Origin of the sequence: Nocardia sp. NPDC050630, assembly GCF_044457245.1 — a bacterium.
GTDB lineage: Bacteria > Actinomycetota > Actinomycetes > Mycobacteriales > Mycobacteriaceae > Nocardia.
In genome coordinates this window covers 1,288,950-1,314,066 of sequence record NZ_JBITGN010000001.1, presented here as the reverse complement: position 1 = coordinate 1,314,066, position 25,117 = coordinate 1,288,950, and the positions used below count along the sequence as shown (strand labels likewise).

Genomic DNA, 25,117 nt, shown 5'->3' with positions numbered 1-25,117 from the left:
GGTTTCGCGTTCGACCGAGGGCCGGATCTGATTACAGGGTGATATGCCGAAGCGACTGAGGTTCACATCAATCCGGGCGGTCACCGTGATGGGCTCGCAGAATGCCCAGCAGCGGGATTTCGCGCCACAGTCCGGCCACCGATAAGCACAGCCCCCTGATCCGCACCCCCTGTCGCAACTGCTTCTCCCCCAGCGCATTCCGTATGAACATACACTGAAACGTCTTCGCCGCGCGGGGCTTGGCTGCGCCAGATGATGGCGGCGACCGCCGCCACCGATCTACTGGCTTCCCCGTCCGAGCTACAGCCGAAGGGTAGAACGCCCTCCGCCGGGACACTCACGGACTGAGTCCACTCCAGCCTCGTCAGGAAATTCCAATCCCGCTCGAACACAAACCAATCCGAACTCGACACCACCGCACCACAGCATCGCGGCGCAAGGCCGGCCTGTTCCTGCTCACTATGAGCTGAACGCTCGAGCGAGACCCACTCTTACGCACACCGGTGCATGCAGCAATGCATTCCGCTCAGAAATCGCGACCAGCACGCGGCCCGAAATGCCGGTTCCCCGCCCACCTCCAATGCGGCGGGTCTGCTCCTCCCTCGACTGCTACAGGTCGCACTGGCCACTGCGATCGCGAAATCCAGAACTTCGTCCAACCCGGACCGGGTAATGGCCGCCGAATGCTCTCGGCGGGATCTACCCAGTAGCCCGACCCCGCCGACTGCGGTGAGAAGGCCCGCTGTGAAGGCATCGCCCGCGCCGACGGTGTCCACTACGGTGATCCGCGGGGCAACCCGCGTCACCGCGAATTGGGAAGTCAGGGCGTAAGCGCCGTCGGCGCCGAGGGTAACCACAGCGAGCGCCGGCCCCCTGGCGAGCCAGTCCCGCGCTACGGCGCGCGGGTCCGCGCCCGGACATATCCATCGCAGATCTTGTGGTCATCCTTGTGCCGATCAGGCCGCGATTCGGGTTCCGCTGGCGGGATGGAACAGATGTACTGCGTTGGGGTCGTTGACCTGGAGTGTTACCGTTTCGGCGAGTTTGGCCGGGGCCCGGCTCGCCGAGCGGGCGACAAAGGTGAACGGTTCTCCGTCGAGGCCAGTGATCGGCGCACCCGATGTGCGCGCATATACATACGATTCGCTACCGAGTTCCTCTACGAGTTCCACGGTGACGGTGAAACCTGTTCCGTCGCGGCTGAGTTCGAGCTGTTCGGGCCGGATGCCGATTGTCACGGTGTCCACGCCCGCTTCGGCAAGGCGGGTCATCTGCTCGCGCGGTAATTGCATTGTGGTACCTGCGATGTCGACGCCGCCGGCGGTGAGGGGCACCCGGAACAGGTTCATCGATGGTGATCCGATGAACCCGGCGACGAACGCGTTCGTGGGCCGGTCGTAGAGCTCGGCGGGAGTGCTGAACTGTTGCAACCGGCCGTCGCGGAGCACCGCCACCCGATCCCCCATGGTCATGGCCTCTACCTGGTCATGGGTGACGTAAACGGTGGTTGTGCCCAACCGCCGCTGCAGCGCGGCGATCTGGGTGCGGGTCTGTACGCGCAATTTGGCGTCGAGGTTGCTCAGGGGCTCGTCCATGCAGAATACCCGCGGCTCGCGCACGATGGCGCGCCCCATCGCCACCCGTTGCCGTTGCCCGCCCGACAGTTTCGCCGGTTTACGGTCCAGGTACGGCGTGAGACCGAGCAGTTCGGCGGCCTCGGCGACCCGGCGTTTGCGTTCGGCCACCGGCACTTTCATCATCTTGAGCGCGAAACCCATATTTTCTCCGACGGTTTTGTTCGGGTACAGCGCGTAGTTTTGGAACACCATGGCGATATCGCGGTCCTTGGAAGACACACCGACCATGTCCTCGCCGTCGATTCGGATGGAGCCGCCGTCGATCTCCTCGAGGCCTGCGAGCATACGCAATGCGGTGGATTTGCCCGAGCCCGACGGCCCGACCAGGACGATGAACTCGCCGTCGGCGATATCGAGGTCGAGGGAGTCGACCGCGAGCGTATCCGCGCCCGGATACACACATGATGCGGAGTCGTAATGGATTGTAGCCATGGGTTTTCCTTACTTGATGGCGCCGAAGGACAGGCCACGCACCAGCTTGTTCTGTGCGAGCCAGCCGGCGAGGACGACGGGCAGGGCGCTGAGCACCGCGGCCGCGGACAGTCGCGCCCAGTACAGGCCTTCGCCGGTGATGAAACCGACCAGGAACACCGGAATCGTCTGTGCCTGTACCGCGGTCAGGTTCACCGCGAAGAAGAATTCGTTCCAGGAGAAGATGACACAGATCAGTGCGGTAGCGGCTATGCCGGGCGAGACCAGCGGCAGGATCACCTCGCGCACCGCGGTCCACAGACTGGCACCGTCCATACTCGCGGCCTCGAGCAGCTCGCCGGGCACCTCCAGGAAGAACGATCGCATCATCCATACCGCGATGGGCAGATTCATCGCGGTGTAAAGGATTACGAGTGCCCAAATGTTGTCCAACAGCCCGATATTGCCGACGATCACATATAGCGGCACGATCGCCGCCACGATCGGCAGCATCTTGGTGCCGATGAAGAACATCAGCGCGTCGCGGGTATTGCGCACCGGACGTAGCGACAGCGCGAATGCCGCCGGAATTCCCAGGGCCAGCACGAGAATCGTCGACATCCCCGTGGCGAAGGTGGAATTCAGCAGCGTGGTGCCGATACCGCTGTCGAGGACCGCGGAGAACTGATCCAGGGTCGGCGTGAAGAATAGCTTCGGCGGATCGGTGTAGGCGTCGCCCTCTTGTTTGAACGCGGTCAGCACCATCCACAGCACAGGGAAGAACATTCCGATACCGATCACCCAGGCCAGCGCACCCCAGAGCATTCCGGCGCGGTTGTGCCGACGACGTACCGGAATCTGCTGTGCCGCAGTGGGTTTGTCGGCAAGCGCAGGCGCGTTCATGCGGCTTCCTCTTTTCCGGTGAAGGACTTGAACAGCAGTCGCAACGCGAACGTCGCGACGATGGTGGTGGCGATGACGGTGACGACCCCCATCGCCGCGGCCTGACCGATATCGAAACCGAGGAAAGCGCGCTGATAGATATAGAAGGGCAGGTTGGAGCTGGCGATGCCCGGCCCACCCGAAGTCATCATGTACACCGCGTCGAAGGTGTTGACCAAGTAGATCGCCCCCAGCACAGCCCCCAGTTCGATGAACCGGCGCAGATGCGGGAGGGTGAGCTCACGAAAGATCTGCAGTGAGTTCGCGCCGTCGACGCGGGCGGCCTCCGTGATATCGCGCGGCATCGATTGCAGCCCGGCCAGGATCAGCAGCATCATGAACGGCGTCCACTGCCATACCAGGTCCGCCATCACCGCGGGCAGCGGATACTTGCTCACCCAGTCGATCTGGCCGGCGCCGAACGGTTTCAGTAGGAAATTCACCAGCCCGAACACCGGATCCAGCATGGTGGTCTTCCAGATCAATGCCGCCGCGACAGGAGTCACCAGAAACGGTGTGATCAGCAGGGTGCGGACGATGCCGCGGCCGAAGAACGCGCGATCGAGCAGCAATGCCAGCAGGAGTCCGAGGATCACCGAGATGATGACGGTACCGACGATCATGATGACGGTGTTGAGCGCCACCTGCCGAAACTGGCTGTCGCGGAAGACATCCGCGTAGTTCTGTAATCCGATGAAATGGCGCGAGCCCGGCCGGACCAGGTTCCACGATTGCGTCGAGTAGTACAACGTGAAGACGAACGGCACCTGGGTGACCACGACCATGAAGATCAGGGCGGGTAGCAGCGGACCGCGCCTGCGCCAGCCTTCGGCTCGTGCGAGCCGGTCGCGCCGCGCGCGGATCGGCGGTGGCGCTTGTTCCGTAGTCGGTTCGGAAGCCGCTGGCGCTGTGGTGGTTTCAGACATGACTACTGGTTCTCTCGATACGACCGGCCGACCGCGTCGGCATATTGCTGGGCCTGGTCGAGTGCGTCATGGACGCTGATCCGACCTGCGACGGCGGCACTGATCTGCTGGCTTACTCTGGTTCCGAGGTCCTGGAACTCCGGAATGGCGAGGAACTGAATTCCGGTATAGGGCACTGGTGACACGGTGGCATGTTCTGGATCTGCCCCCTGCATCGACGAGAGTGTCAACGGTCCGTATGCCTTCGACGCCGCGGCGTATTCGGGAATCTGATAGGTCGACATCCGGCTGCCCGGTGGCACGTGTGACCAGCCGAGTTTCTCGCCGACCATCTGGATGTAGGGCTTACCGGTCATCCATGAGATGAATTTCCAGGCCGCGTCGGGTTTTTCACTGGATTTGGGAATACCCAGCGACCAGGTGTACAGCCAGCCCGAGTTCGGCTTCTGCATGACCGGTGCCGGCGCGTACCCGATCTTGCCGACCACCTTGCTGGATGCGGGATCTTCCAGCACCGAGACCGCCGAGGTGGCGTCGTACCACATGGCGGTGTTGCCCTGGGAGAGCTGCGTGGCGCATTCGCTGAATCCGCTGGCGGCCGCACCGGGTTCACCATGTTCGCGCACCAGGTCGATGTAGAACTCGACGGCACGAACCACTTCGGGACTGTTGAGCTGGGCGTGCCAGTTCTCATCGAACCAGCGGCCGCCGAAAGTGTTGATCACGGTATTCAACGGTGCGAGCGATTCACCCCAGCCGGGTTTACCGCGCAGGCAGATACCGGAGCGACCGCCGGCGGGATCATCGAGTTTTGCGGCGGCCTGGGCGATTTGATCCCAGGTCGGTTCGGCGGGCATGGTCAGCCCCGCCTGTTCGAACAGATCCTTGCGGTACATCAGGAACGAGGATTCTCCGTAGAACGGCACGGAGTACATATCGCCCTGGTAGGACAGGGATTTCTGCAGTGAGGGAATGAAATCTCGCGCGTCGTAGCCGGGCGTCTCGCGCTGGTAATTCGACAGGTCGACCAGCCAGCCGTTCTTGGCCCACTGCGGTGTCTCGTAGTTGCTGATCATCACCACATCGAATTCACCGCCGTGGGTGGCGACCGAGGCGGTGATCTTGGCGCGGGCCTGATTCTCCGACAGCGAGACGAATTTGAGTTCGATCCCGGGATTTTCGCGTTCGAACTCACCGGATAGGGCGATGGCGTCCTGCATCTGTGAGTTCGAAACCATCGCGATAGTGACGGTGTCGCCGCCGGAGGTGAACGATCCGGCGCCCGCGCAGCCGCACACCCCCATAACGACCGCGACAGCCAGTGCCGCAGCGGCCTTCGCATGGTGTCCATTCATCGGCCAGAATTCTCCTTTTTTTCCAGCAGCCACCGCGCGCACTCGATATCGGTGACGAGAATGGTGGCCAGTCCGCCCCGCAGCGCACCGAGGACGGCTTCGTGCTTGGACTCTCCGCCGGAAATCAGCAGCGAGGTCGGGCAGGCCCGGATGGCATCGAGTCCGACCGAAACCGTGCGTGCGGCAAGGGATCCCGCGACATCGCTGCCGTCGGCGCGGAAGAATCGGCCGCCGATTTCCCCGACCGCGCCCAGTTCGCCCAGTTCGTCGAGGATCGCGGTGTCGAGATAGCTGCCCTCGAACAAAGTGGTGGCGGTGGAGACCGGCCCGACACCGAACATCATGACGTCGGCATCTCGCCCCAAAGACATGGCGCGGCCGAGTAGTGAATCGTGTTCCAGCGCGGTCACGGTCGCCGGATCCGCGTAGAGCGGTGCGTGCAACCGAACCGGGGTGGCCTGCAGTTGAACAGCGCAGCGGCCGAGTGTGTAGTCGACGCCGGTCTGGTAGTCACCCGAGGTCATCGAACCGTCGAGCTGGACAACGGTCGCGCAACGCGCCGACTTCGTCCACAGCTCATGCGCCACCGCGATGGTGTCCGGGCCCCAGGTGAATCCGAGGGTGTCCGTCGGCCGCAGTCGACGGTTCAGGACGCCGACCGCCGCGCGGCCGAACGGAAGCAGGCTCGCCTGGGATCGATCGGGCACTTCACCGAGCACGACCGCTTCGGTGAGCCCGAACCTCGCCTCTAGTTCGCTCTCGATATCGGCGTGCACAGCCGAGCGCAGCTCGTCGGGGACATTGATCTCGATGCGCACCAGCCCCTGCGCCCGCGCGCGGGCGATGAGCCGCCCGGCGGTTGGGCGGGAAACACCTAGCTTGGCGGCGATTTCCGCCTGGGTGGCGCCTTCGAGGTGATAGAGCTGCGCAGCCCGCAACGCCAACCGGACATCGTCCGGATTTCCCGGACGGGACGCTTCGGTAGCCACTGTGCTCCTCATCGCGGTCTGATCATCTGCTCAGCAGGTGAACTATTGTTCAAGAGGCTACCATTCGTAGTGTGACGTACACAACAGTCGAGGGATCGTTATGAACGGGGCCACAACGATGGCGTTACGTGCCGACACGATCGATCGGCTCGCCCCGGACATTTCGGTGCCGACCTACGACCGCACCCAGATCCGCACCGGGATAGTCCATTTCGGCGTCGGCGGGTTCCACCGCGCCCATCAGGCGATGTACATCGATCGGCTACTGGAACAGGGCGGTCCGACCGACTGGGGTATCTGCGGAGTCGGAGTGCTGCCCGCCGATCGGCGCATGCGCGATGTGCTGGCGGCGCAGGATGGCCTGTACACCCTGTCGGTCACCGAACCGGACGGTACCTGGCGGACCCGCGTAATCGGCTCGATCATCGAATACCTTTATGCGCCAGACGATCCCGAAGCGGTAATCGAGAAGCTGGCCGATCCAGCAACCCGGATCGTCTCACTGACCATCACCGAGGGCGGATACAACTTCTCCGCGACCACCGGCGAATTCGACGCTGCGAATCCGGCGATTCTGGGCGATCTCGCGCCGGACGGTTCGCCCCGCACCGTATTCGGACTCGTGACCGAGGCGCTGGTGCGCCGCCGGGCACGGGACATCGCACCGTTCACCGTCATGTCGTGCGACAACATCGAGGGCAACGGGCACATCGCGCGAACCACCTTCGGGGCGTTCGCGCGACTGCGTGATCGCGAGCTCGGTGATTGGGTCGAACATGCGGTGCGGTTCCCCAACTCGATGGTCGACCGCATCACGCCGGTGACACCCGCCGACGCGTCCGCCGAGCTCTCGCGCCGCTATGGCCTGGAGGATCGGTGGCCGGTGGTGACCGAGCCGTACACCCAATGGGTGCTGGAGGATTTGTTCACCCTCGGCCGTCCCGACTTCGATGATGTCGGGGTGCAGCTCGTCGCCGACGTCGCACCGTATGAGCTGATGAAACTGCGCTTGCTCAACGCCAGCCACCAGGCACTCGCCTATCTGGGATATCTGAGCGGCTACCGCCTCGTGCACGAAGCGGCCCAGGATCCGGACTTCCGCCGATTCCTGTTGCGCTACATGGACCATGAGGCAACACCCACGCTGCGCCCGGTGCCCGGCGTCGACCTCGACCGCTACAAACACACCCTCATCGCACGGTTTTCCAACCCCGCGATCGGCGACACCATCGCCAGACTGTGCGCCGAATCGTCGGACCGCATCCCGAAATGGCTGCTGCCGGTCATCCGTCAGCAGCTCGATACACTCGACGGATCCGGCGAGATCGACTGTGCCGCGACGATCGTTGCCGGTTGGGCGCGCTATGCCGAAGGCGTCGACGAGCACGGCGAGCCGATCGAGGTCATCGACCGGCTCCGCGACCAGCTGATACCGCTGGCCCGCCGCCAGCGCGACGACCCCACCGCATTCCTCAGCGACAGAACAGTATTCGGCGATCTGATCGACCGACCTCGATTCCTCGACGCCTATGTCACGGCACTGCGTGCACTGCACGCTCGTGGCGCCCAGGCGACGGTGGCCGAGTTGGCACGCGACGAAAGGCAGTGACACTATGCGCTCAGCGGTCCTGGAAGCCGTCGGAAAGATCGCGATCGAGGAACGTGCTGTGCCCGAGCCTGGTCCGGCCGAAGTACTCATCAAGGTCAGCGCGGTCGGCGTGTGCGGCTCCGACGTGCACTACTTCGAGCACGGCCGGATCGGCGACCACATCGTCGGGCAACCGCTGGTGCTCGGCCACGAGGCCTCCGGGGTGGTGGTCGGATTCGGCGTCGGCACGCGACATCATCAACTCGGGCAACGAGTATCGCTCGAGCCCGGGGTACCGGACTTCACCTGCCGTCAATGCCGAGCGGGCCGATACAACCTATGCCCGAACATGCGGTTTTTCGGCACACCTCCGATCGATGGCGCATTCTGCGAGTACGTGGTGTTGCACCAGGAGTTTGCGCATCCGGTGCCGGATTCGCTGACCGACGAGGCGGCCGCGCTGCTCGAACCGTTATCGGTCGGCGTGTGGGCATGCCGCAAAGGACGGGTTGCTGCGGGCGACCGCGTGCTGGTTAACGGCGCGGGTCCGGTCGGGCTCGTCACCGCGCAGGCCGCGCTGGCTTTCGGCGCGTCCGAGGTCGTGATCACCGATGTGAACCCGCAGCGGCTGGCACTGGCTATCGAATTGGGCTGCACACGAGCGGTGGACGTCGGCCGTACTCCACTGCGCGACATCGGATTCGAACCGAACGTCCTGCTGGAGTGCTCCGGACACCCCCGGGCAATCGGTGATGCGGTGCGCACTGTTGCCAGGGCCGGACGGGTGGTGCTCGTCGGCATGGGCGGCGACGATATTCCGCTCCCCCTGCCCTACCTGCAGGAACACGAACTGGAGCTGACCGGAACATTCCGCTACGCGAACACCTGGCCGACCGCGATCGAATTCGCCGCCACTGGGCGAGTCGATCTCGACCGCCTGGTCACCGGACGCTTCGGCCTCGAGCAGGTGGCCACGGCACTGACCAGCGGCCGGGACGATCGCGGCTCGATCAAACCGATCGTGCTACCGGGCCGATAACCTGCCCGTCCGACACTGTGCGCGGAGAGAGCCTCGCGGGCAGACATCATCGAGTTCTACTCTGGGGCCTGGCCCGAGCCGTCGGCCGTTGGACCGACCCGCTTCCGGTGAGCACATCCGACGAGTGACGCCCGATCGACCGGCACGTCCGTCCTATGCGGTGTCGAGTTCCGAAGTCGTTGACGCCGTGGCGCTCTCGAATGTGCCGGGTTGCCGGCGGACGAATATCGCGACCGGGACCGCGGTGATCAGCAGCGCGACGCCGGCGACGGCGAGGGCGAGATGGGTGGCGTCGGTGAACGCGTGCTGGATGGCGTTGCGGACCGGTCCGGCGACGGCGGGCGGGAGGGCAGAGCTGTGCTCGCCCGCTGCGGCGGCGGACACGACGGCGTCGGTGAGTGGTCGAGGCAGGTCGGCAGCACGGAGTTCGTCGCGGAGGTTGTCGGCGAACCGCGTCGTCAGGATGGTGCCCAGAACGCTGGCACCCAGTACATTGCCGACCTGGCGGAACAAGTTGACCGTGGCGCTGGCCATACCTGCCTGGTGTGGTGCGACGCTGTTGACCGCCGCCGCGGTAGCGGGTGCGATGAGCATGCCGCTGCCGATACCGGCGAGCAGTAGTCCGGGCCAGATCCGGCCGAACCCGGTACCGGGTGGACTGGCGAGGAGCGCGAAGATGCCGGCGGCCATGACGACGAGGCCGAGTGTGAGCATCGTCGTGAACCCGATGCGATGCACGATACGGGCGGCGACGGCGCTGATGAGGACGAAGGGGCCGAACATCACCAGGAGCCGCACGGCGGCGGCGAGGACCGTGGTTCCCTGCACGTGCTGCAGGTAGAGCACGGTGACCAGCGCGGTGCCGGTGAATCCCAGCAGGGTGATCGCGGCCGTACCCATCACGGCGCTGAAGGATCCGGACCGGAAGAGCTTCACGTCCAGCATGGGATCGGGATGGAGGGCTTCGTACCGGATGAACGCCACGAGTGACACAGCCAGCACAGCGTAGGCACACAGGATGCGGACCTCGGTGTATCCCAGTGAGCCGCCTTCGATCACCGCATAGGTCAGTGCCGCGATGGCGAGGGTGCCCAGCACCATCCCGATGGGATCGAGTGCCCGGGTGGGGAGTCTGCTCTCACGAATCAGTGTCACCGCGCCGAGAAGGGCAACCACACCGAGTACAACATTGATCAGGTAGATCGCATGCCAGGAGAACGCACCCGCCAGCACCCCCGCTCCCAGCGGACCGATCGCCAGGCCGATTCCGGAACTTCCGGCCCAGACACTGACGGCCTCGGTGCGTTCGCGCATATCGGTGAAGGTGTGGCTGATGATGGCCAGGCTGGTAGGCAACACCATCGCGCCGCCGATTCCCATGATGGCCTGGGCGGCAATCAATACGACCGTGTTGTGCGCGGCGAATGCCACAGCACTGCCCGCCGCGAAGACGGCCGCGCCGGTCGCGAAGATCAGCCGCCGGCCGAGGAGATCCCCGACGGTCCCGCTGCCGAGCACCAGACTGGCCACGACCAGGCTGTAGGCACTGGCGACCCAGACGGCCATCGACGACGAGGGGTGCAGATCGGCCTGGATGGTGGCGAGCCCTCCGAGCGTGGAGGAGACATTGACGAAAGCCATCATCGGGCCGATGCACACCACGGCCAGGATCCACCACCGACCACGGGACGTTGCGTCGTGATCGGCGGATGCGGTCACCTCATTACATGTCACGGCATTCCTCACTGAGTCGAAATCTGCTGGTCGATGAGTGCGAAGAGTTCGTCGGCACTGGCCGCCTCGACGGCGGCGCGATCGCTTCCGGCCGAGGATTCGCCGCCGTGGAGTGCTTCGGCCAGCAGCGAGCGGATCCGCTCGGCCAGACGTGCCTTGTCCCGATCCGACGTCATGGTCGCGAACAGCGATTGCAGCGAGTCGATCTGGTCGTCGACCGCCGATGTGGTCGATGTGGCCGCCCACCGCGACCCCAGCAGCTTCGCTACCGCGGCGGCGGTCGGGTAATCGAACACCAGGGTCGACGGTAGTTTCATCGCTGCCTCCTCGGCGAGCCGGTTCCGCAGCTCGACACCCCCGAGCGAATCGAATCCCAGTTCGTTGAACGGGATTTCGGGATCGACGGCCGCAGCCGACGGATGTCCCAGGACCGCCGCGGCGAGTTCCCGCACGAATTCGAGTATCAGCTCATCTCGCTGATCCTCCGGCGCGGCGGCCACCCGTGCGGCGAACCGGCCGGTGCTGCCGCCCGGCACTCGACGCGCTCGAGCGGGTACCAGGCTCTCGAGCACCTCGGGCAACAGCCCGGTCCGGGCTTGCGCCGCCAGTGCCGCCCTGTCGAATTCGACACAGGCGGCCACCGGTTCGTTCGAGGCGATCGCGGCGTCGAACAGTGCGGTCCCGTCGTCGATGCCGAGCACCTTGATGCCCAGTCGTTCCCACCGCGTCAGCGCGGCTCGGTCCATCGCGCCGGTCATACCGACGTCTTGGTTCCACGGTCCCCACGCCAGCGAGAGCGCGGGCAGCCCCTGGGCGCGGCGGGCGAGTGCGAGTCCGTCGAGAAACGAGTTCGCCGCCGCGTAGTTGCCCTGTCCGGGTGCGCCGAATGTCGCTGCGACGGAGGAGAACATAATGAAGGCCGACAGGTCGTGGCCCCGGGTCAGCTCGTCCAGGTGCAGGGCACCGTCGACCTTGGGCACGAGCACCCGGTCGATCTGCGCGGCGGTCAGTTTCTCGAGCGTGGCGTCGTCGACCACACCCGCGGAATGAATCACCGCCGTCAATGGATGTTCCGGCGCGATCGAATCGAGCACCGCAGCGACATCGGCGCGATCACCGACATCGCACGCGGCAACACGCGTTTCTGCTCCCAGGGCGGTCAATTCCGCCACCAGGTCCGCGACGCCCGGGGCCGCTTCACCCCGGCGCGACGCCAGCAGCAGGTGCTCGACACCGTGCGTCACCACCAGATGCCTGGCCAGGACCGCACCCAGACCACTGGTGCCGCCGGTGATCAATACCGTGCCGTGCCCGAACATCGCACCCCGGTCGAGCGACTGCGGTTCGTCGGTGACCGCGCCGCCGGACAGTCGCGGTACGAATATCTGCGAGTCGCGGACCGTTGTCTGTCCCCGATCCGATTCGACGGCAGTGCGCACGACATCGGCGTCCACCATGCCGTCGTGATCGAGTAGCGCGATCCGGCCGGGATGTTCGGACTGTGCGGTGCGGACCATGCCTGCCACCGCGGCGGCGGCCACATCGACCGGCTCGTTCGCCACGGCCGTCGCACCGCGGGTCACCACCACCAGACGAGCATCGGCCAGCCGCTCGTTCGACAACCACAACCGCAGCATCGTCCAGACCGTGTGAACAGAAGCCCGCACCTCGGCGGCACGTGCGCCGGAGGACGCGGGAGCGACCCCGTCGGCGAGCGAGTAGACGACCAGATCCGGAATCTCCTCGGCCGCAGCCAATTCCGCGATGTCACGATAATGCCGGTCGATCCTGGACACCCTCGCCGACCCGACTGTAGCCATGACGGCGGTGGTGGTGGTGGTGGCAGCCCGATCCGCGCGAACCCATCGCAGGTGCAGCGGCGCCGCACGGCGAGCCGAGCTCGCGCTCGAGGCCCGGACATCGACCGGGCGCGCGGTCACGGCATCGATTGTCAGCACGACCGCACCGGTGTCGTCGACGACGACCATTCCGATCTGCCCGCTGCCGTCGCGGACCACCCGCACACGCACCGCCCCGGCACCGGAACGCCACAGCCGCACTCCCGCGAACGAGAACGGCAACGGCACCTGCCCGGCCGCCAGGTCGTCGGACAGGCCGTCGATTCCCACGTGCAGACAGGCGTCGAGCAGTGCCGGATGCACGGCGAACGCCGAGGCCGAACCGCTCACCGAGTCGTCGAGTGAGACGTCGGCGAAGGTCTGCTCGCCGCGAGTCCACACCGCGGTCACACCCTGGAATACCGGGCCGTACTCGAAACCGCGCTGCGCCAATCGATCGTAGAAGGACGCATCGCTCGACGGCACCGCACCGGCCGGGGGCCAGCTCCGCTCGTCCCACACCGGGACGACGCCGGCGGCAGCGGTCAGCACACCCCTCGCGTGCAGCACCCACGGATGCTCCGCGGCCGAGTCCCCCTCGGCGGCGGGGCGGGAGTAGATCGCGAAGGCGCGCCGTCCCTCCTCATCGGGTGCGGCGACACTCAACTGCAGATCGACCTCGATGCCGTCGGCCAGTACCAGTGGGGATTCGAGTAGCAGTTCCTCGATGACGTCCACCCGCAGTCGTAGGCCCGCGCTCAACGCCAATTCCGCGAACGCCGTCCCAGGCAACAACACCGAACCGAATACCGCGTGGTCGGCGATCCACGGATGCGTCCGCAGCGACAACCGCCCGGTGAACAACCACTCATCCCTGCCCGCTACCGGCACCGCATTCGCCAACAGCGGATGCCCGAATGTTCCGGTCACGACTCCTGCCTGTGGCTGCACCCAATAGCGCCGATGCTGGAACGCGTAGGTCGGCAATGCCACCCGATCCATGCCACGCCCGGCGAACACCAGCGGCATATCCGGCTCCAGCCCCGCCGCGTGCGCTTGCGCGAGGAGGGTGACGAACCCGACCGTCTCGTCGATCGTCCGACGCGACGACGCCGCCACCAGCATCGACTTCGTCTCCGCTCGCGGAAGCTCGGCCAAACACTCGGCGGTCATCGCAACGAGCACCGCGTCCGGGCCGACCTCCACGAACCTGCGCACACCAGCACCGACCAGGGTGTCCACACCGGGAGCGAATCGCACGCAACCACGAACCTGCGCGACCCAGTACTCCGGATCGCACACCTGCGCACTCACCTGCGTGCCCGACACATTCGACACGATCGGCAACAACGGCTCCCGATACGTCAAACCCTGTGCCACAGCACGGAATTCGTCCAGCATGGGCTCCATCAACGCCGAATGGAACGCATGCGAGACCCGCAACCGCGTGGTCTTTCTCCCCTCTTCCGACAGCCGTCGCGCGATCTCGTCGATCACATCCGCGTCCCCTGACAGCACCACCGATTCCGGACCATTCACGGCCGCCAGCGACACGTGGTCGCCGAATTCGCCGAGCACGCGCATCGCCTCGTCCTCCGGCACGGCCACCGCCAGCATCGCCCCGTCGGCCGGCAACGCCCCCATCAACCGGCCCCGCGCGGCCACCAGCGCGCACGCGTCCTCGAGCGACCACACGCCCGCCACGAACGCCGCCGCCAGTTCACCGATCGAATGTCCCGCAACGACATCCGGCGACAGGTCGAACGATTCCAGCAGCCGGAACATGGCCACCTCGAACGCGAACAACGCCGGTTGGGTGAACTCCGTCCGATCCAGCATCTGCCCCGGATCGGCGAACATGACGTCCTTCAGCGACCCACCGAGCCGGCTGTCGAACTCGGCGCACACCTCGTCCAGCGCGGCCGCGAACATCGGAAACGCCTGATACAGGCGCGAACCCATCCCTGTCCGCTGCGCTCCCTGACCGGTGAACAGGAATGCGGTTCTCCCCGACCCCGCCATGCCGTCGACCACCCCCGGCAGCGGCGAACCCGATGCCAGCGCGGCCAGGCCCGCGAGCAACTCCTCCCGATCGCGCCCGACGACGGCGCCCCGTCGGTCGAGCCGTGCGCGCGTGTCCACCAACGAGCGTGCTACCGACCACAGATCGATATCCGGGCGGTCGGCCAACCATGTCCGCAACCGGTCCGCCTGTCCCCGCAGTCCCTGCTCCGACTTCGCCGACAGCATCAGCGGCACCACGGAAACATCGGCGACCGAAGGGCTTTGCCGCACATCGGGATCACCGCCGTGCTCCGATACGCCGGCCAGTGACGGCGCATCCGGCGCTTCCTCGACAATGACATGTGCGTTGGTTCCGCTGATCCCGAACGACGAGACACCCGCACGCCGCACCCGGTCGCCGGTCAGCCACGGCTCGGGCGCGGTCAACACCCGCACCGACCCAGCCGACCAATCCACGTGCGGCGACAAGGCGTCCACATGCAGTGTCTTCGGCAACACCTGATGCCGCAGCGCCTGCACCATCTTGATCACACCGCCCACACCCGCGGCCGCCTGTGTATGGCCGATATTCGACTTCAGTGCGCCGATACGCAGGGGCCGGTCCGACCGCTCCTGTCCGTAGGCGGCGATCAATGCCTGTGCCTCGATGGGGTCGCCCAATGCCGTCCCCGTCCCGTGCGCCTCCACCACGTCCACGTCCTGCGCACGCACACCGGCATCGGCCAGCGCCGCCGCGATCACGCGCTCCTGCGACGGACCGCTCGGCGCTGTCAGGCCATTGCTCGCGCCGTCCTGATTGACAGCGCTGCCACGGACGACCGCGAGGATGTTGTGCCCCAGCCGCCGCGCATCCGACAGTCGTTCCAGCACCAGCACGCCCGCGCCCTCCGACCAGGCCACACCATCGGCGGCCGCCGAGAACGCTTTGGACCGGCCATCGGGAGCCAGACCGCGCTGCCGGGAGAACTCCACGAACACCGTCGGAGTGGCCATCACCGTGGCACCGCCCACCAGCGCGAGGGAGCTTTCCCCCTCGCGCAGAGCCCGGCACGCCAGATGCAGTGCCACCAGCGATGACGAGCACGCCGTATCCACCGTCATCGCCGGACCTTCCAGCCCCAGCGAATAGGCGACCCGGCCGGACACCACACTGCTCGCGGCGCCGGTGGCGACAAAGCCTTCCACCTCGGGCCCACCCAGGCGGGTCAGGGCGTCGTAGTCCTGGTACATCACGCCGGTGTAGACACCGGTGTCGCTGCCCCGCAACGAGGTCGGGGCGATCCCCGCATGTTCCAATGCCTCCCACGACACCTCGAGCAGCAACCGCTGCTGGGGATCCATCGCGATCGCCTCACGCGGGCCGATTCCGAAGAAGCCCGCGTCGAATTCGGCCGCGTTCATCAGGAAGCCGCCCTCACGGGCGTAGGACGTGCCGGGATGGTCGGGGTCCGGATGGAACAGCTGCGCCGTGTCCCAACCGCGATCCGGCGGAAACTCGCTGATGGCGTCCGCGCCGGAGAACACCAGATCCCACAGGTCGTCCGCGGATTCGACGCCGCCGGGATAGCGGCACGCCATTCCGACGATCGCGATCGGCTCGTCGGCTCGCACCCGGCGCGTGGTCTTGCGCTGCTTCGGCGTGGACGAGTCCCCCATCCGGGACCCGATGAAGGCGGCCACCGCCCGGGTGGTGGGGTGGTCGAAGACGAGGGTGGACGGCAACCGCAGGCCGGTGGTCGTGGTGAGCCGGTTGCGAAACTCGACCGCGCCCAGCGAATCGAAACCCATTGCGCTGAAGGGCTTCTCGATATCGACCAGATCACCCGCGGCATATCCCAGCACTGCGGCGACCTGGCCACGGACGAATTCGAGTACCGCCGCGTCGCGAGCATCCGGTGCCAGCGACGCCAGCCGCCGCGCGAGGTCGCCACCTCCGGCCGCGCGGCGCGCGGACGGCACCAGCGACCGCAACATCGAGGGCAGCATTCCCGACCCGGCAGCGACGGCCAATGCCGCCGTGTCCAGGTCGACCGCGGCGACGAACGGAGCTCCGGCGCCACCGGCCAGATCGAACAATTCGAGACCGTCGGATTCCGACAGCGGGCGAGAACCCATGCGCGACAACCGGTCCAGGTCCGCATCGGTCAGCTCGGCCGCCATTCCGCTGCGCCCGCCCCATGGCCCCCAGGCAACCGACACCGCCGGCAGGCCCGCATTGACGCGGCGGAGCGCCAATGCGTCCAGTACCGAATTGGCCGCCGCATAGTTGCCTTGTCCCGACGATCCGACCACCGCGGCAACGGAGGAGAACAGGACGAACGCCGACAGATCGGAGGTGAGCTCGTGCAGATGCAGTGCCGCATCGACTTTCGGTGCGAGCACGCGGTCGACCTGCTCGGCGGTGAGGGTGTCGACGGTGCCGTCGGCCAGCACGCCGGCGGCGTGGATGACCGCGGTCGGCGCGGGGCCGTCGGAGATGTCGTCGAGCAGCGCTGCCACGGCGGCGCGATCGCTCACATCACAGGCCGCCACCCGGGTCCGGGCCCCGAGTTCGGCCAGTTCGGCCACCAGTTCGGCGACACCCTCGGCCCGCTCACCGCGCCGCGACACCAGCACCAGTTCGCGCACCCCGTGCCTACCGGCCAGATGCCGCGCCACCAGCGCGCCCAGCCCGCCGGTGCCACCGGTGATCAGCACCGCACCCGGGCCGAGATCGAGGGTCCGCGCGGCGGCCGGATCGCGGCGGGTCAGCCGCGGCGCCAGCAGCGCACCCGCGCGCAGCGCCAGCTGCTTCTCGTCGGTCGCCATGGCCGCCGAGATCAGTTCCGGGGTCACCGCGCTGTCATCGTCGATGTCCAGCAGCACGATCCGGCCGGGATTCTCCGACTGCGCGCTCCGGAGCAGACCCCAGACGGCCGCGGCGGCCAAATCGGGGTCTTCGCCGGGCAACCCCGCACCATTGCTCGTCACCACCACGAGTCGGGCGTCGGCAGTGGGCAGGCGCAGCCAGGATCGCACCGAGGCCAGCACCGCGTGCACGCGATCTCGCACGATGGCCGCCGCCGACCGGGAACCGGCCTCGCTGTCCGCAGCGCGGCGGTCGGGACCATCGGCGAACCACACCAGCACATCCGGAGCGTCGCCGGTCTCGGCAGCCAGGTCCGGGTAGGTCCGTGCGAATCCGGGCACGGCCACCCCGGCGATCAGCAGGCCGTCCACTTCATAGGACGCGTCGCCGGAGCCGACTCGACTCCATTGCACGTCGTAGAGCCCGCGGTCGGCAATCGATCGATCACCGCGCAGCGCCAGGCTGTTCACCGGGCGCGCCCGCAGCGATTCGACGGTCAGTACCGGAGCGCCGGTGTCGTCACCCAGTTCCAGCCGCATACTGTCGCCGACGCGCCGGATGCGCACCTGTGCGGCGGTCGCCCCTGGGCGATACAACCGGACGCCGCCGAACGAGAACGGCAGCGGCACCTGTCCGGGCGGCAGATCCGCGGCCAGATCCTGCACCCCGGCATGCAATGCGGCGTCGAGCAGCGCGGGATGGATGCCGAATCGGCCGCCGTCCACGCCGACTTCGGCGGGCAACCGCACATCGGCCACCATGTCACCGCCGCCATCGCGCCAGACGCGGCGCGCCCCCTGGAATGCGGAGCCGTAATCGAATCCGCGCGCGGCCAGGCCGTCGTAGAGGACGTCGCCGGGAATCGCGTCGTCCTCCGGGTTGTCGTCGACCTTGTAGGCCGGACCCTCCATTTCCCCGCCGGGGGCGAGAATGCCACGCGCATGGGTTGTTCCACTCCCGCCCGCCGATTGTTCGCCGACGATCCGGGACGCCACGACGAATCGCCTGCGCCCCTCGTTATCGGGTTCTTCGACCGCGATCTGCACGTCGACCTCGGTCCGCTCACCGAAACGCAGCGGCGCCTCCAGCACCAGCTCGTCGACGACCTCGACACCCAGCCGAGCGCCGACCGCCAGGGCCAGCTCCACGAAACCTGTTCCCGGGAGCAGAATCTCGCCGAAGACGGTGTGATCGGCGATCCACGGATGCGACGCCACCGACAGCCGACCGGTGAACAGCCATTCGTCCCTGCCCGCCACCACGATCGACCCGCCGAGCATGGGGTGGTCGACCACCGTCACACCGGCGCGGCCGACATCGCCCCGCACGGCGGTGGGTGCGATCCAATGGCGCTGATGCTGGAATGCATAGGTCGGCAAGGGAATTCGACGCGATTTCCGGCCCGCGAACAAGGGGCTCCAGTCCACGTCCAGTCCCGCGGCGTGCGCGGCGGCCAGGAATGTGGTGAACTGCGCGACTTCCGCACATCCACGCCGGGCCGCAGCGGCCACCACGGTCCGCCCCTCGGTCCCGGGTTCCTCGGCAAGGCATTGCCGTGTCATCGCGGCCAGGACGGCGTCCGGGCCGACCTCCAGGAACCGCCGGGCCCCGGTCGCGGCCAGCGCGCGCACGCCGGGCTCGAACCGCACGGCCGCACGGACCTGGCGCACCCAATACTCCGGATCGGTCAGCTCCCGCTCCACCACAGCGCCGGTCACGTTCGACACCACCGGAACGGTCGGCTGATGATAAGTCAATCCCGCTGCCACCGAGCGGAATTCGTCGAGCATCGGATCCATCCGGGCGGAATGGAAGGCGTGGCTGACCCGCAGCCTGCTGGTCTTGCGACTCCGCTCGGCGAGCAGCCGTTGGACGTCGTCGACCGCCTCCGCGTCGCCGGACAGCACCACGGCCGCCGGTCCATTCACCGCGGCGACCGACAGCCGATCGGCGTATCCGGCCACCAGCTCGATCGCCTCGTCTTCGGTGACAGCCGCCGCCAGCATCGCACCGCCGCCGGGCAGGGCGCCCATCAGTCGCCCCCGCGCCGCCACCAGCGCGCACGCGTCCGCCAGCGACCACACCCCCGCCACATACGCCGCCACCAGCTCGCCGATGGAGTGCCCGAGCAGCACATCCGGTGTCACACCGAACGATTCGACCAGCCGGTAGGCCGCCACCTCGTACGCGAACAACGCGGGCTGGGTGAATTCCGTCCGATTCAGCAGGGCCGCACCGGCATCACCGTCGGCGGCGAACATCACGTCCTTCAGCGCTCGTCCCAGCAACGGGTCGAGTTCGGCGCATACCTCGTCCAGCGCGGCCGCGAACACGGGGAACGCCGCGTACAGTTCCCGGCCCATTCCGGGTTGCTGCGCGCCCTGGCCGGTGAACAGGAACGCCGTGCGTCCCGCGCCCACGACGCCATCGACCACGCCCTCCGACGAGGAACCGCCGGCAAGGGCCGCAAGTCCCGCCAGCAGTGCCTCCCGGTCACGGCCCACGATCGCTGCGCGCCGGTCCAACAGCGCCCGCGACGTGATCAGCGAATGGGCCATATCCCATACATCCGCATCGGGTTCACCGATTAACCACTGCCGCAGCCGATCCGCCTGCGCGCGCAGCCCGGGTTCGGATTTCGCCGACAGGAGCCACGCGACGACATCGGAGTTCGTATTCGGCGTAATCGTTTCGGCCGCTGCCTGTTCCGGAGCAGCCCCGGCGACCGGTTCGGCGGGAGCCTCCTCGATGATCACGTGCGCGTTGGTGCCGCTGGCCCCAAAGGACGAGACACCCGCACGGCGCACCCGCTCACCCGCGGGCCACGGCTGCGCCTCGGTCAGCAGGCGCACAGTGCCCGCCGACCAATCCACATGTGGCGTAGGCGCATCCACATGCAATGTCATCGGCAACATCTCGTGCCGCATCGCCTGAACCATCTTGATCACACCGCCCACCCCCGCCGCGGCGGACGTGTGACCAATATTCGACTTGAGCGAACCCACATATAACGGCAGGTGTTCACGCCGCGCGCCGTAGGCGCCGATCAGCGCGCGCGCTTCGATCGGATCCCCGAGCATCGTGCCGGTCCCGTGCGCCTCCACCGCGTCGATGTCGCCGGGTTCCAGTCCGGCATTGGCCAATGCCTGTGCGATGACACGCTCCTGCGACGGGCCGTTCGGTGCGGTCAGCCCCTTGCTCGCGCCGTCCTGATTGAGCGCGCTGCCGCGAATGACCGCCAAGACGTTGTGCCCCAGGCGTTGCGCATCCGACAGGCGTTCGACGACCAGCATGCCGATACCTTCGGAAAATCCGGTCCCGTCCGCGGCGGCCGCGAATGCCTTGCATCGGGCATCGGTGGCGAGCCCGTGCTGGCGGGCGAATGCGATCAGATGGGATGGATCCGACATCACCGTGACACCGCCCGCCAGGGCCAGCGATGTTTCGCCGTTGCGTAGCGCCTGGCACGCGAGATGCAGGGCCACCAGCGACGACGAGCACACGGTGTCGATCGACATCGTGGGCCCCTTGAAGCCGAATGTGTAAGCGACCCGGCCGGATACGATGGAGTTTCCCGCACCGAGATAGGCGTGGCCTTCCGCCTCGGCGGTCAGTGTCGGGGAGCCGACCCTAGGTCCGTAGTACTGGTGGAAAACGCCGGTGAAGACACCGGTATCGCTGCCGCGCAGCGACATCGGGTCGATGCCCGCGTACTCCAGCGCTTCCCAGGACGCCTCCAGTGCCAAGCGCTGCTGGGGATCCATCATCGCGGCTTCCCGCGGGCCGATCCCGAAGAATCCCGCGTCGAAATCGCCTGCCGAATACAGGAATCCGCCTTCACGGGTATTGGTCGTGCCGGGAACGTCCGGATCCGGATTGTAGAGTTTCTCCAGATCCCAGCCCCGGTCGGTCGGGAACTCGCCGATGGCGTCGACGCCGGAGGCCACCAGGTCCCACAGTTGCGCGGGCGATTCGACGCCGCCGGGATAGCGGCAGCTCATCCCGACGATCGCGATCGGTTCCCGCGCACGCTCCTCCAGGTCCTGGATGCGCTTGTTGGCGGCGCGCAGGTCCCTGGCGAATCGCCGCAGGGACTGGGTGAGCCGTTCCTCATTGCTCATGATCGACCGAACTCCTCGTCAAGCAGATCCAATAGTTCGCTGCCGGAATGCTCGGCAAGGTCATCGTCGAATTCCTCGTCCTGCCATCGATCGCCGAAATGCGATCGGAGGCGGTCGCCGATACCGAGCAGTGCGGTAGCGGCAGCGGGGTCGTCACCGGCCGCGGCGAGAGCCTGTTCGACCATCGCCTCCAGCCGGTCGATATCGACGGGTGCGGAAACAGCGGCCGGTGGGGCCGCAGGTGACGCCGAGATCAGCTGTTCGTGCAGATATCGGGACAGTTCGACCGGGGTCGGGTAGTCGAACACCATCGTCGAGGACAACCGCAGACCGGTGCTCTTCGACAGCCGGTTGCGCATATCCACACCGGCCAGCGAATCGAAGCCGAGCTCGTCGAATCCCTTGTCGGCCCGAATATCCCCCGCCGAGGAATGCCCCAGTACCGCGGCAGCCTGCTCGAGGACCAAGTCCAGAACCGCGCGATCCCGGTCGGCCTCCGGTAGCCGATCCAGTACCAGACCCTGCGATGGTCTTTCCGCCGCGGCGGCGGACCGAGAAGGCAGGGCGATTTTTCGCAGGACCGGGGGAACCGTTGCCATATGTGCTTCCCGCCGAAGCGCATTGACGTCGAGACGGAACGGCATGAGCGCGGATACGCCCGCCGGGGTCGATCCGATCCCCACGGCGGTATCGAACAGCCGAAGGCCGTCCGCCGGCGCCAGTGGATGCACGCCGAGGCGGGCCATGCGTGCGGCACCCACGTGATCCAGGGTGCCGCCCATACCGCCCGAGCCGGCCGCGGTGGGCTCCCACAGACCCCAGGCCAGCGCCACAGCGGGCAGCCCTTCGGCGCTGCGCCGCGCGGCCAACGTGTCCAGGAAGCTGTTGGCGGCAGCGTAATTGGCCTGTCCCGCGGCGCCGATGACAGCGGCCATCGACGAGAACAGCACGAAGGCCGAGAGATCAGCGTTCCGCGTCGACTCGTGCAGATTCCATGCCGCGTCGACCTTCGGCGCGAGCACGCGGTCCAGCTGTTCGACGGTGAGCGTCGCGATCGTCGCATCGTCGAGCACACCCGCGGCATGAACCACGGCCGTCAACGGCTGTTCGGCCGGTATCGAATCGAGCAGTGCCCGCAACGCGGACCGGTCCGCGACATCGCAGGCCGCGATGCGCGCGTTCGCTCCGAGCTCGCACAGGTGCGCCGCCAATTCCGTTGCGCCTGTGGCTCGCTCGCCACTGCGGGACACCAGGAGCAGGTGCCGGACACCGTGCTCGGCAACCAGGTGACGGGCCACCATTGCGCCCAGACCACCGGTACCCCCGGTGATCAGCACGGTGCCGGAGCCGAATGCCGGTCTCGCGCCGGCGATCACCTCCGAGTGCCGCAGCCGCGGCACCAGCATCGTGTCCGCGCGAACGGCCACCTGCGGCTCGTCGGCCGCCAGTGCCGACAACACCGTGTCGACCGACAGCGGAACGGACGTGGACTGCCGGTCGAGCAAGACGATCCGGCCGGGATACTCGGACTGCGCACTGCGAACCAGGCCCGCCACCGTGGCCGCCGCGAGGTCCGGTGTCTCGCCGGGCAGCCCGAGGCCGTTGTGGGTGACGACGACCAACCGCGACCGCTCCGACGGATCCTTGTCCAGCCACCCCTGCAGCAGGTGTAGTGCCGACCGGGCCCGCTCATGTGCGGCGACGGTGACATCGTCGTTTCGCGCTGCCGCGTCCGACCACACCAGCACAGCGGGCATCGCACGATCCGATGTCAGACTGTCGAGGTCCGGATAGCGTTCCCGCACACCGGCAATCGAAGCCGACCCCAGTGCGATGACCTCGTCGGTCACCGGCACGTCGGGTGCAGGGTGAACCTCCGCCCATTCCATTTCGTACACCCCGGCGTCACCGGCGAGCGGGCGGCGGATCTGGGTGACGTCATAGGGTCGCATCACGATCTCGTCGAAGGAGACCACCGGGTTGCCGTCGCCGTCCACCGCCGCCACGGCGAGCACGTCCTCACCTTTCGCCACGGCGATCACCCGCAACGGACCAGGCCTGCGGACATCGTGGAATCGGGCGCCGCCCCACCGGAACAGCAACATGCCGCGGCTCGGGTCGGAGCTGGGCTCCGGCCACACCAGACGGGCCATCCCCGCATGCGCGATGACGTCGATCAGGCCCGGATGCAGCAGGAAACCGTCCGATTCGACGGCCGGATCCAGCGCAACCTCGCTGAACACGGCGTCGCCACGCTGCCACGCGCGTTCGATGCCGCGGAAGGAGCGACCGTATTCGAGTCCCGACACGGCTTCGATATGCGCGGGTACCCATTCCGGGTCGATCGGGTCCGCATCCGACGGCGGCCACGGCTGCGCCCGAAGACGTTCCAGCAGCGGCTCCGCCGCCGGCCGGTCACCGGTCAGAATGCCGCTGGCGTTGCGTACCCACTCTCCCTCACCGACGCGGTAGTGCACCGTACAGTGCCTGCGGCCCGTATCGTCGGCCTGGTCGACAAGCACCTGCAGATCGATGTCGGCGCCGTCCTCGGGCGGGAAGATCGGGGCCTCCAGCGTGAGCTCGTCCACCCCGGCGCAGCCGAACCGGGGTCCCGCCGCACACAACATCTCCACCAGCGTCGTACTCGACACGACCATCACGCCGTAGCTCACGTGATCCGCGAGCCACGGATGGGTCCGGCGCGAGAGCCGCCCGGTGAGCATCCATTCGTCCTTGCCCGCGACCTGCACCACACCGGTCAGCACCGGGTGACTCGATACTCCCGGCGACGCCCCACCGGTAACCGGTTGCAGCCAGTACCGCCGATGCTGGAATGCATAGGTGGGCAATGGCACCCGCGATACCGGACGATCCGCATACAGCGGCGTCCAATCCACACCGGCACCCGCCACATGCGCTTGTGCCAATGCGGACACCAATTGCAATGGCTCGCCGACCGAACGCCGGGCAACCGCGACCACCGTCGATGCGGCCGCCACGTCCGGAATCTCGGCGAGACACTGCCGGGCCATCGCGGACAACACGGCATCCGGCCCGATCTCCACGAACCGCCGCACCCCGGCCTCGGCCACGGTGGCGATCCCGGGCGCGAACCGCACACAACCGCGCACCTGCTCGACCCAGTAACCCGGATCGGTCACCTCGGCACCGGCCACGGCGCCGCTGATGTTCGACACGATCGGGATCTTCGGCGGGTGGTAGGTCACACTGTCGGCCACCAGCCGGAACTCGGCGAGCACGGGATCCATTCGCGCCGAATGGAATGCGTGGCTCACCCGCAACCGGTTGGTCTTGCGTCCGCGTCCGGCGAGTACACGCTCGATCGCGTCGATGGCGTCCGCGTCTCCGGACAGCACCACCGACGATGGGCCGTTGACCGCCGCGATCGAGACCCTGCTGCCGTATTCGGCGACGATATCCGCCGCGTCGGTCTCCGTGATGGCCACTGCCAGCATCGCTCCGCCCTCGGGCAGAGCTCCCATCAACCGACCGCGGGCAGCCACCAGACGGCAGGCATCGGGCAGCGACCACACCCCCGCCACATACGCGGCGGCCAGCTCACCGATCGAGTGCCCGATGAGCATGTCCGCGGCGATACCGAACGACTCCAGCAACCGCGACAGCGCCACCTCGAACGCGAACA

The 25,117-nt window shown here is 67.1% G+C and carries 12 protein-coding genes (1 of these 12 running past the window's edge); 2 read left to right on the top strand and 10 right to left on the bottom strand.

Annotated features, from left to right (window positions below; translation table 11 throughout):
- Positions 1-67: 67 nt before the first annotated feature.
- From ACIBG0_RS05490 to ACIBG0_RS05460, 7 genes are all read right to left on the bottom strand, one after another.
- On the bottom strand, positions 68-211 hold the full coding sequence (locus tag ACIBG0_RS05490; protein ID WP_397029477.1) for a hypothetical protein: 144 nt from the start codon (positions 209-211) through the stop codon (positions 68-70).
- Between the two features lie 280 nt (positions 212-491).
- On the bottom strand, positions 492-923 hold the full coding sequence (locus ACIBG0_RS05485; RefSeq protein WP_397030224.1) for a PfkB family carbohydrate kinase: 432 nt from the start codon (positions 921-923) through the stop codon (positions 492-494).
- A gap of 33 nt (positions 924-956) precedes the next feature.
- On the bottom strand, positions 957-2,069 hold the full coding sequence (locus ACIBG0_RS05480; RefSeq protein WP_397029475.1) for an ABC transporter ATP-binding protein: 1,113 nt from the start codon (positions 2,067-2,069) through the stop codon (positions 957-959).
- 9 nt (positions 2,070-2,078) lie between these two features.
- Entirely contained in the window at positions 2,079-2,873 is a 795-nt protein-coding gene (locus ACIBG0_RS05475; protein ID WP_397030222.1) for a carbohydrate ABC transporter permease, read from the bottom strand.
- Positions 2,874-2,947: 74 nt separating this feature from the next.
- Positions 2,948-3,916 (bottom strand): carbohydrate ABC transporter permease, encoded by a 969-nt coding sequence (locus tag ACIBG0_RS05470; protein ID WP_397029474.1) that lies wholly within the window; start codon positions 3,914-3,916, stop codon positions 2,948-2,950.
- 2 nt (positions 3,917-3,918) lie between these two features.
- Complete coding sequence (locus ACIBG0_RS05465) at positions 3,919-5,271, bottom strand: ABC transporter substrate-binding protein (RefSeq protein ID WP_397029472.1); 1,353 nt, start codon at positions 5,269-5,271, stop codon at positions 3,919-3,921.
- The gene (locus tag ACIBG0_RS05460) at positions 5,268-6,272 is read right to left on the bottom strand and encodes a sugar-binding transcriptional regulator (RefSeq protein ID WP_397029470.1); all 1,005 of its coding nucleotides are present in this window, start codon (positions 6,270-6,272) and stop codon (positions 5,268-5,270) included. Before ACIBG0_RS05460 ends, ACIBG0_RS05465 begins: the two co-directional genes overlap by 4 nt.
- Positions 6,273-6,378: 106 nt before the next feature.
- Between ACIBG0_RS05460 and ACIBG0_RS05455 the strand changes: the two genes are divergently transcribed.
- Together ACIBG0_RS05455 and ACIBG0_RS05450 are read left to right on the top strand one after the other, a co-directional pair.
- Entirely contained in the window at positions 6,379-7,869 is a 1,491-nt protein-coding gene (locus ACIBG0_RS05455; RefSeq protein ID WP_397030221.1) for a mannitol dehydrogenase family protein, read from the top strand.
- 4 nt (positions 7,870-7,873) lie between these two features.
- Complete coding sequence (locus ACIBG0_RS05450; protein WP_397029468.1) at positions 7,874-8,887, top strand: NAD(P)-dependent alcohol dehydrogenase; 1,014 nt, start codon at positions 7,874-7,876, stop codon at positions 8,885-8,887.
- 153 nt (positions 8,888-9,040) lie between these two features.
- On the opposite strand, the gene ACIBG0_RS05445 is transcribed toward ACIBG0_RS05450, so the two are convergent.
- The 3 genes in view from ACIBG0_RS05445 to ACIBG0_RS05435 are tightly spaced (at most 8 nt apart) and all read right to left on the bottom strand, a layout consistent with a single transcriptional unit that may run on beyond the window.
- A complete protein-coding gene (locus ACIBG0_RS05445; protein ID WP_397029466.1) occupies positions 9,041-10,621 on the bottom strand; it encodes an MFS transporter in 1,581 nt (526 codons plus the stop codon).
- Between the two features lie 8 nt (positions 10,622-10,629).
- Positions 10,630-21,453, bottom strand: a complete 10,824-nt coding sequence (locus tag ACIBG0_RS05440) for a type I polyketide synthase (protein ID WP_397029464.1) — start codon at positions 21,451-21,453, stop codon at positions 10,630-10,632.
- Positions 21,450-25,117: the final stretch of a type I polyketide synthase gene (locus tag ACIBG0_RS05435; protein ID WP_397029462.1), read on the bottom strand. It continues 7,201 nt past the right edge of the window; only the last 3,668 of its 10,869 coding nucleotides appear in the window; its start codon lies off the right edge, out of view — the gene reads right to left on this strand; its stop codon occupies positions 21,450-21,452. Before ACIBG0_RS05435 ends, ACIBG0_RS05440 begins: the two co-directional genes overlap by 4 nt.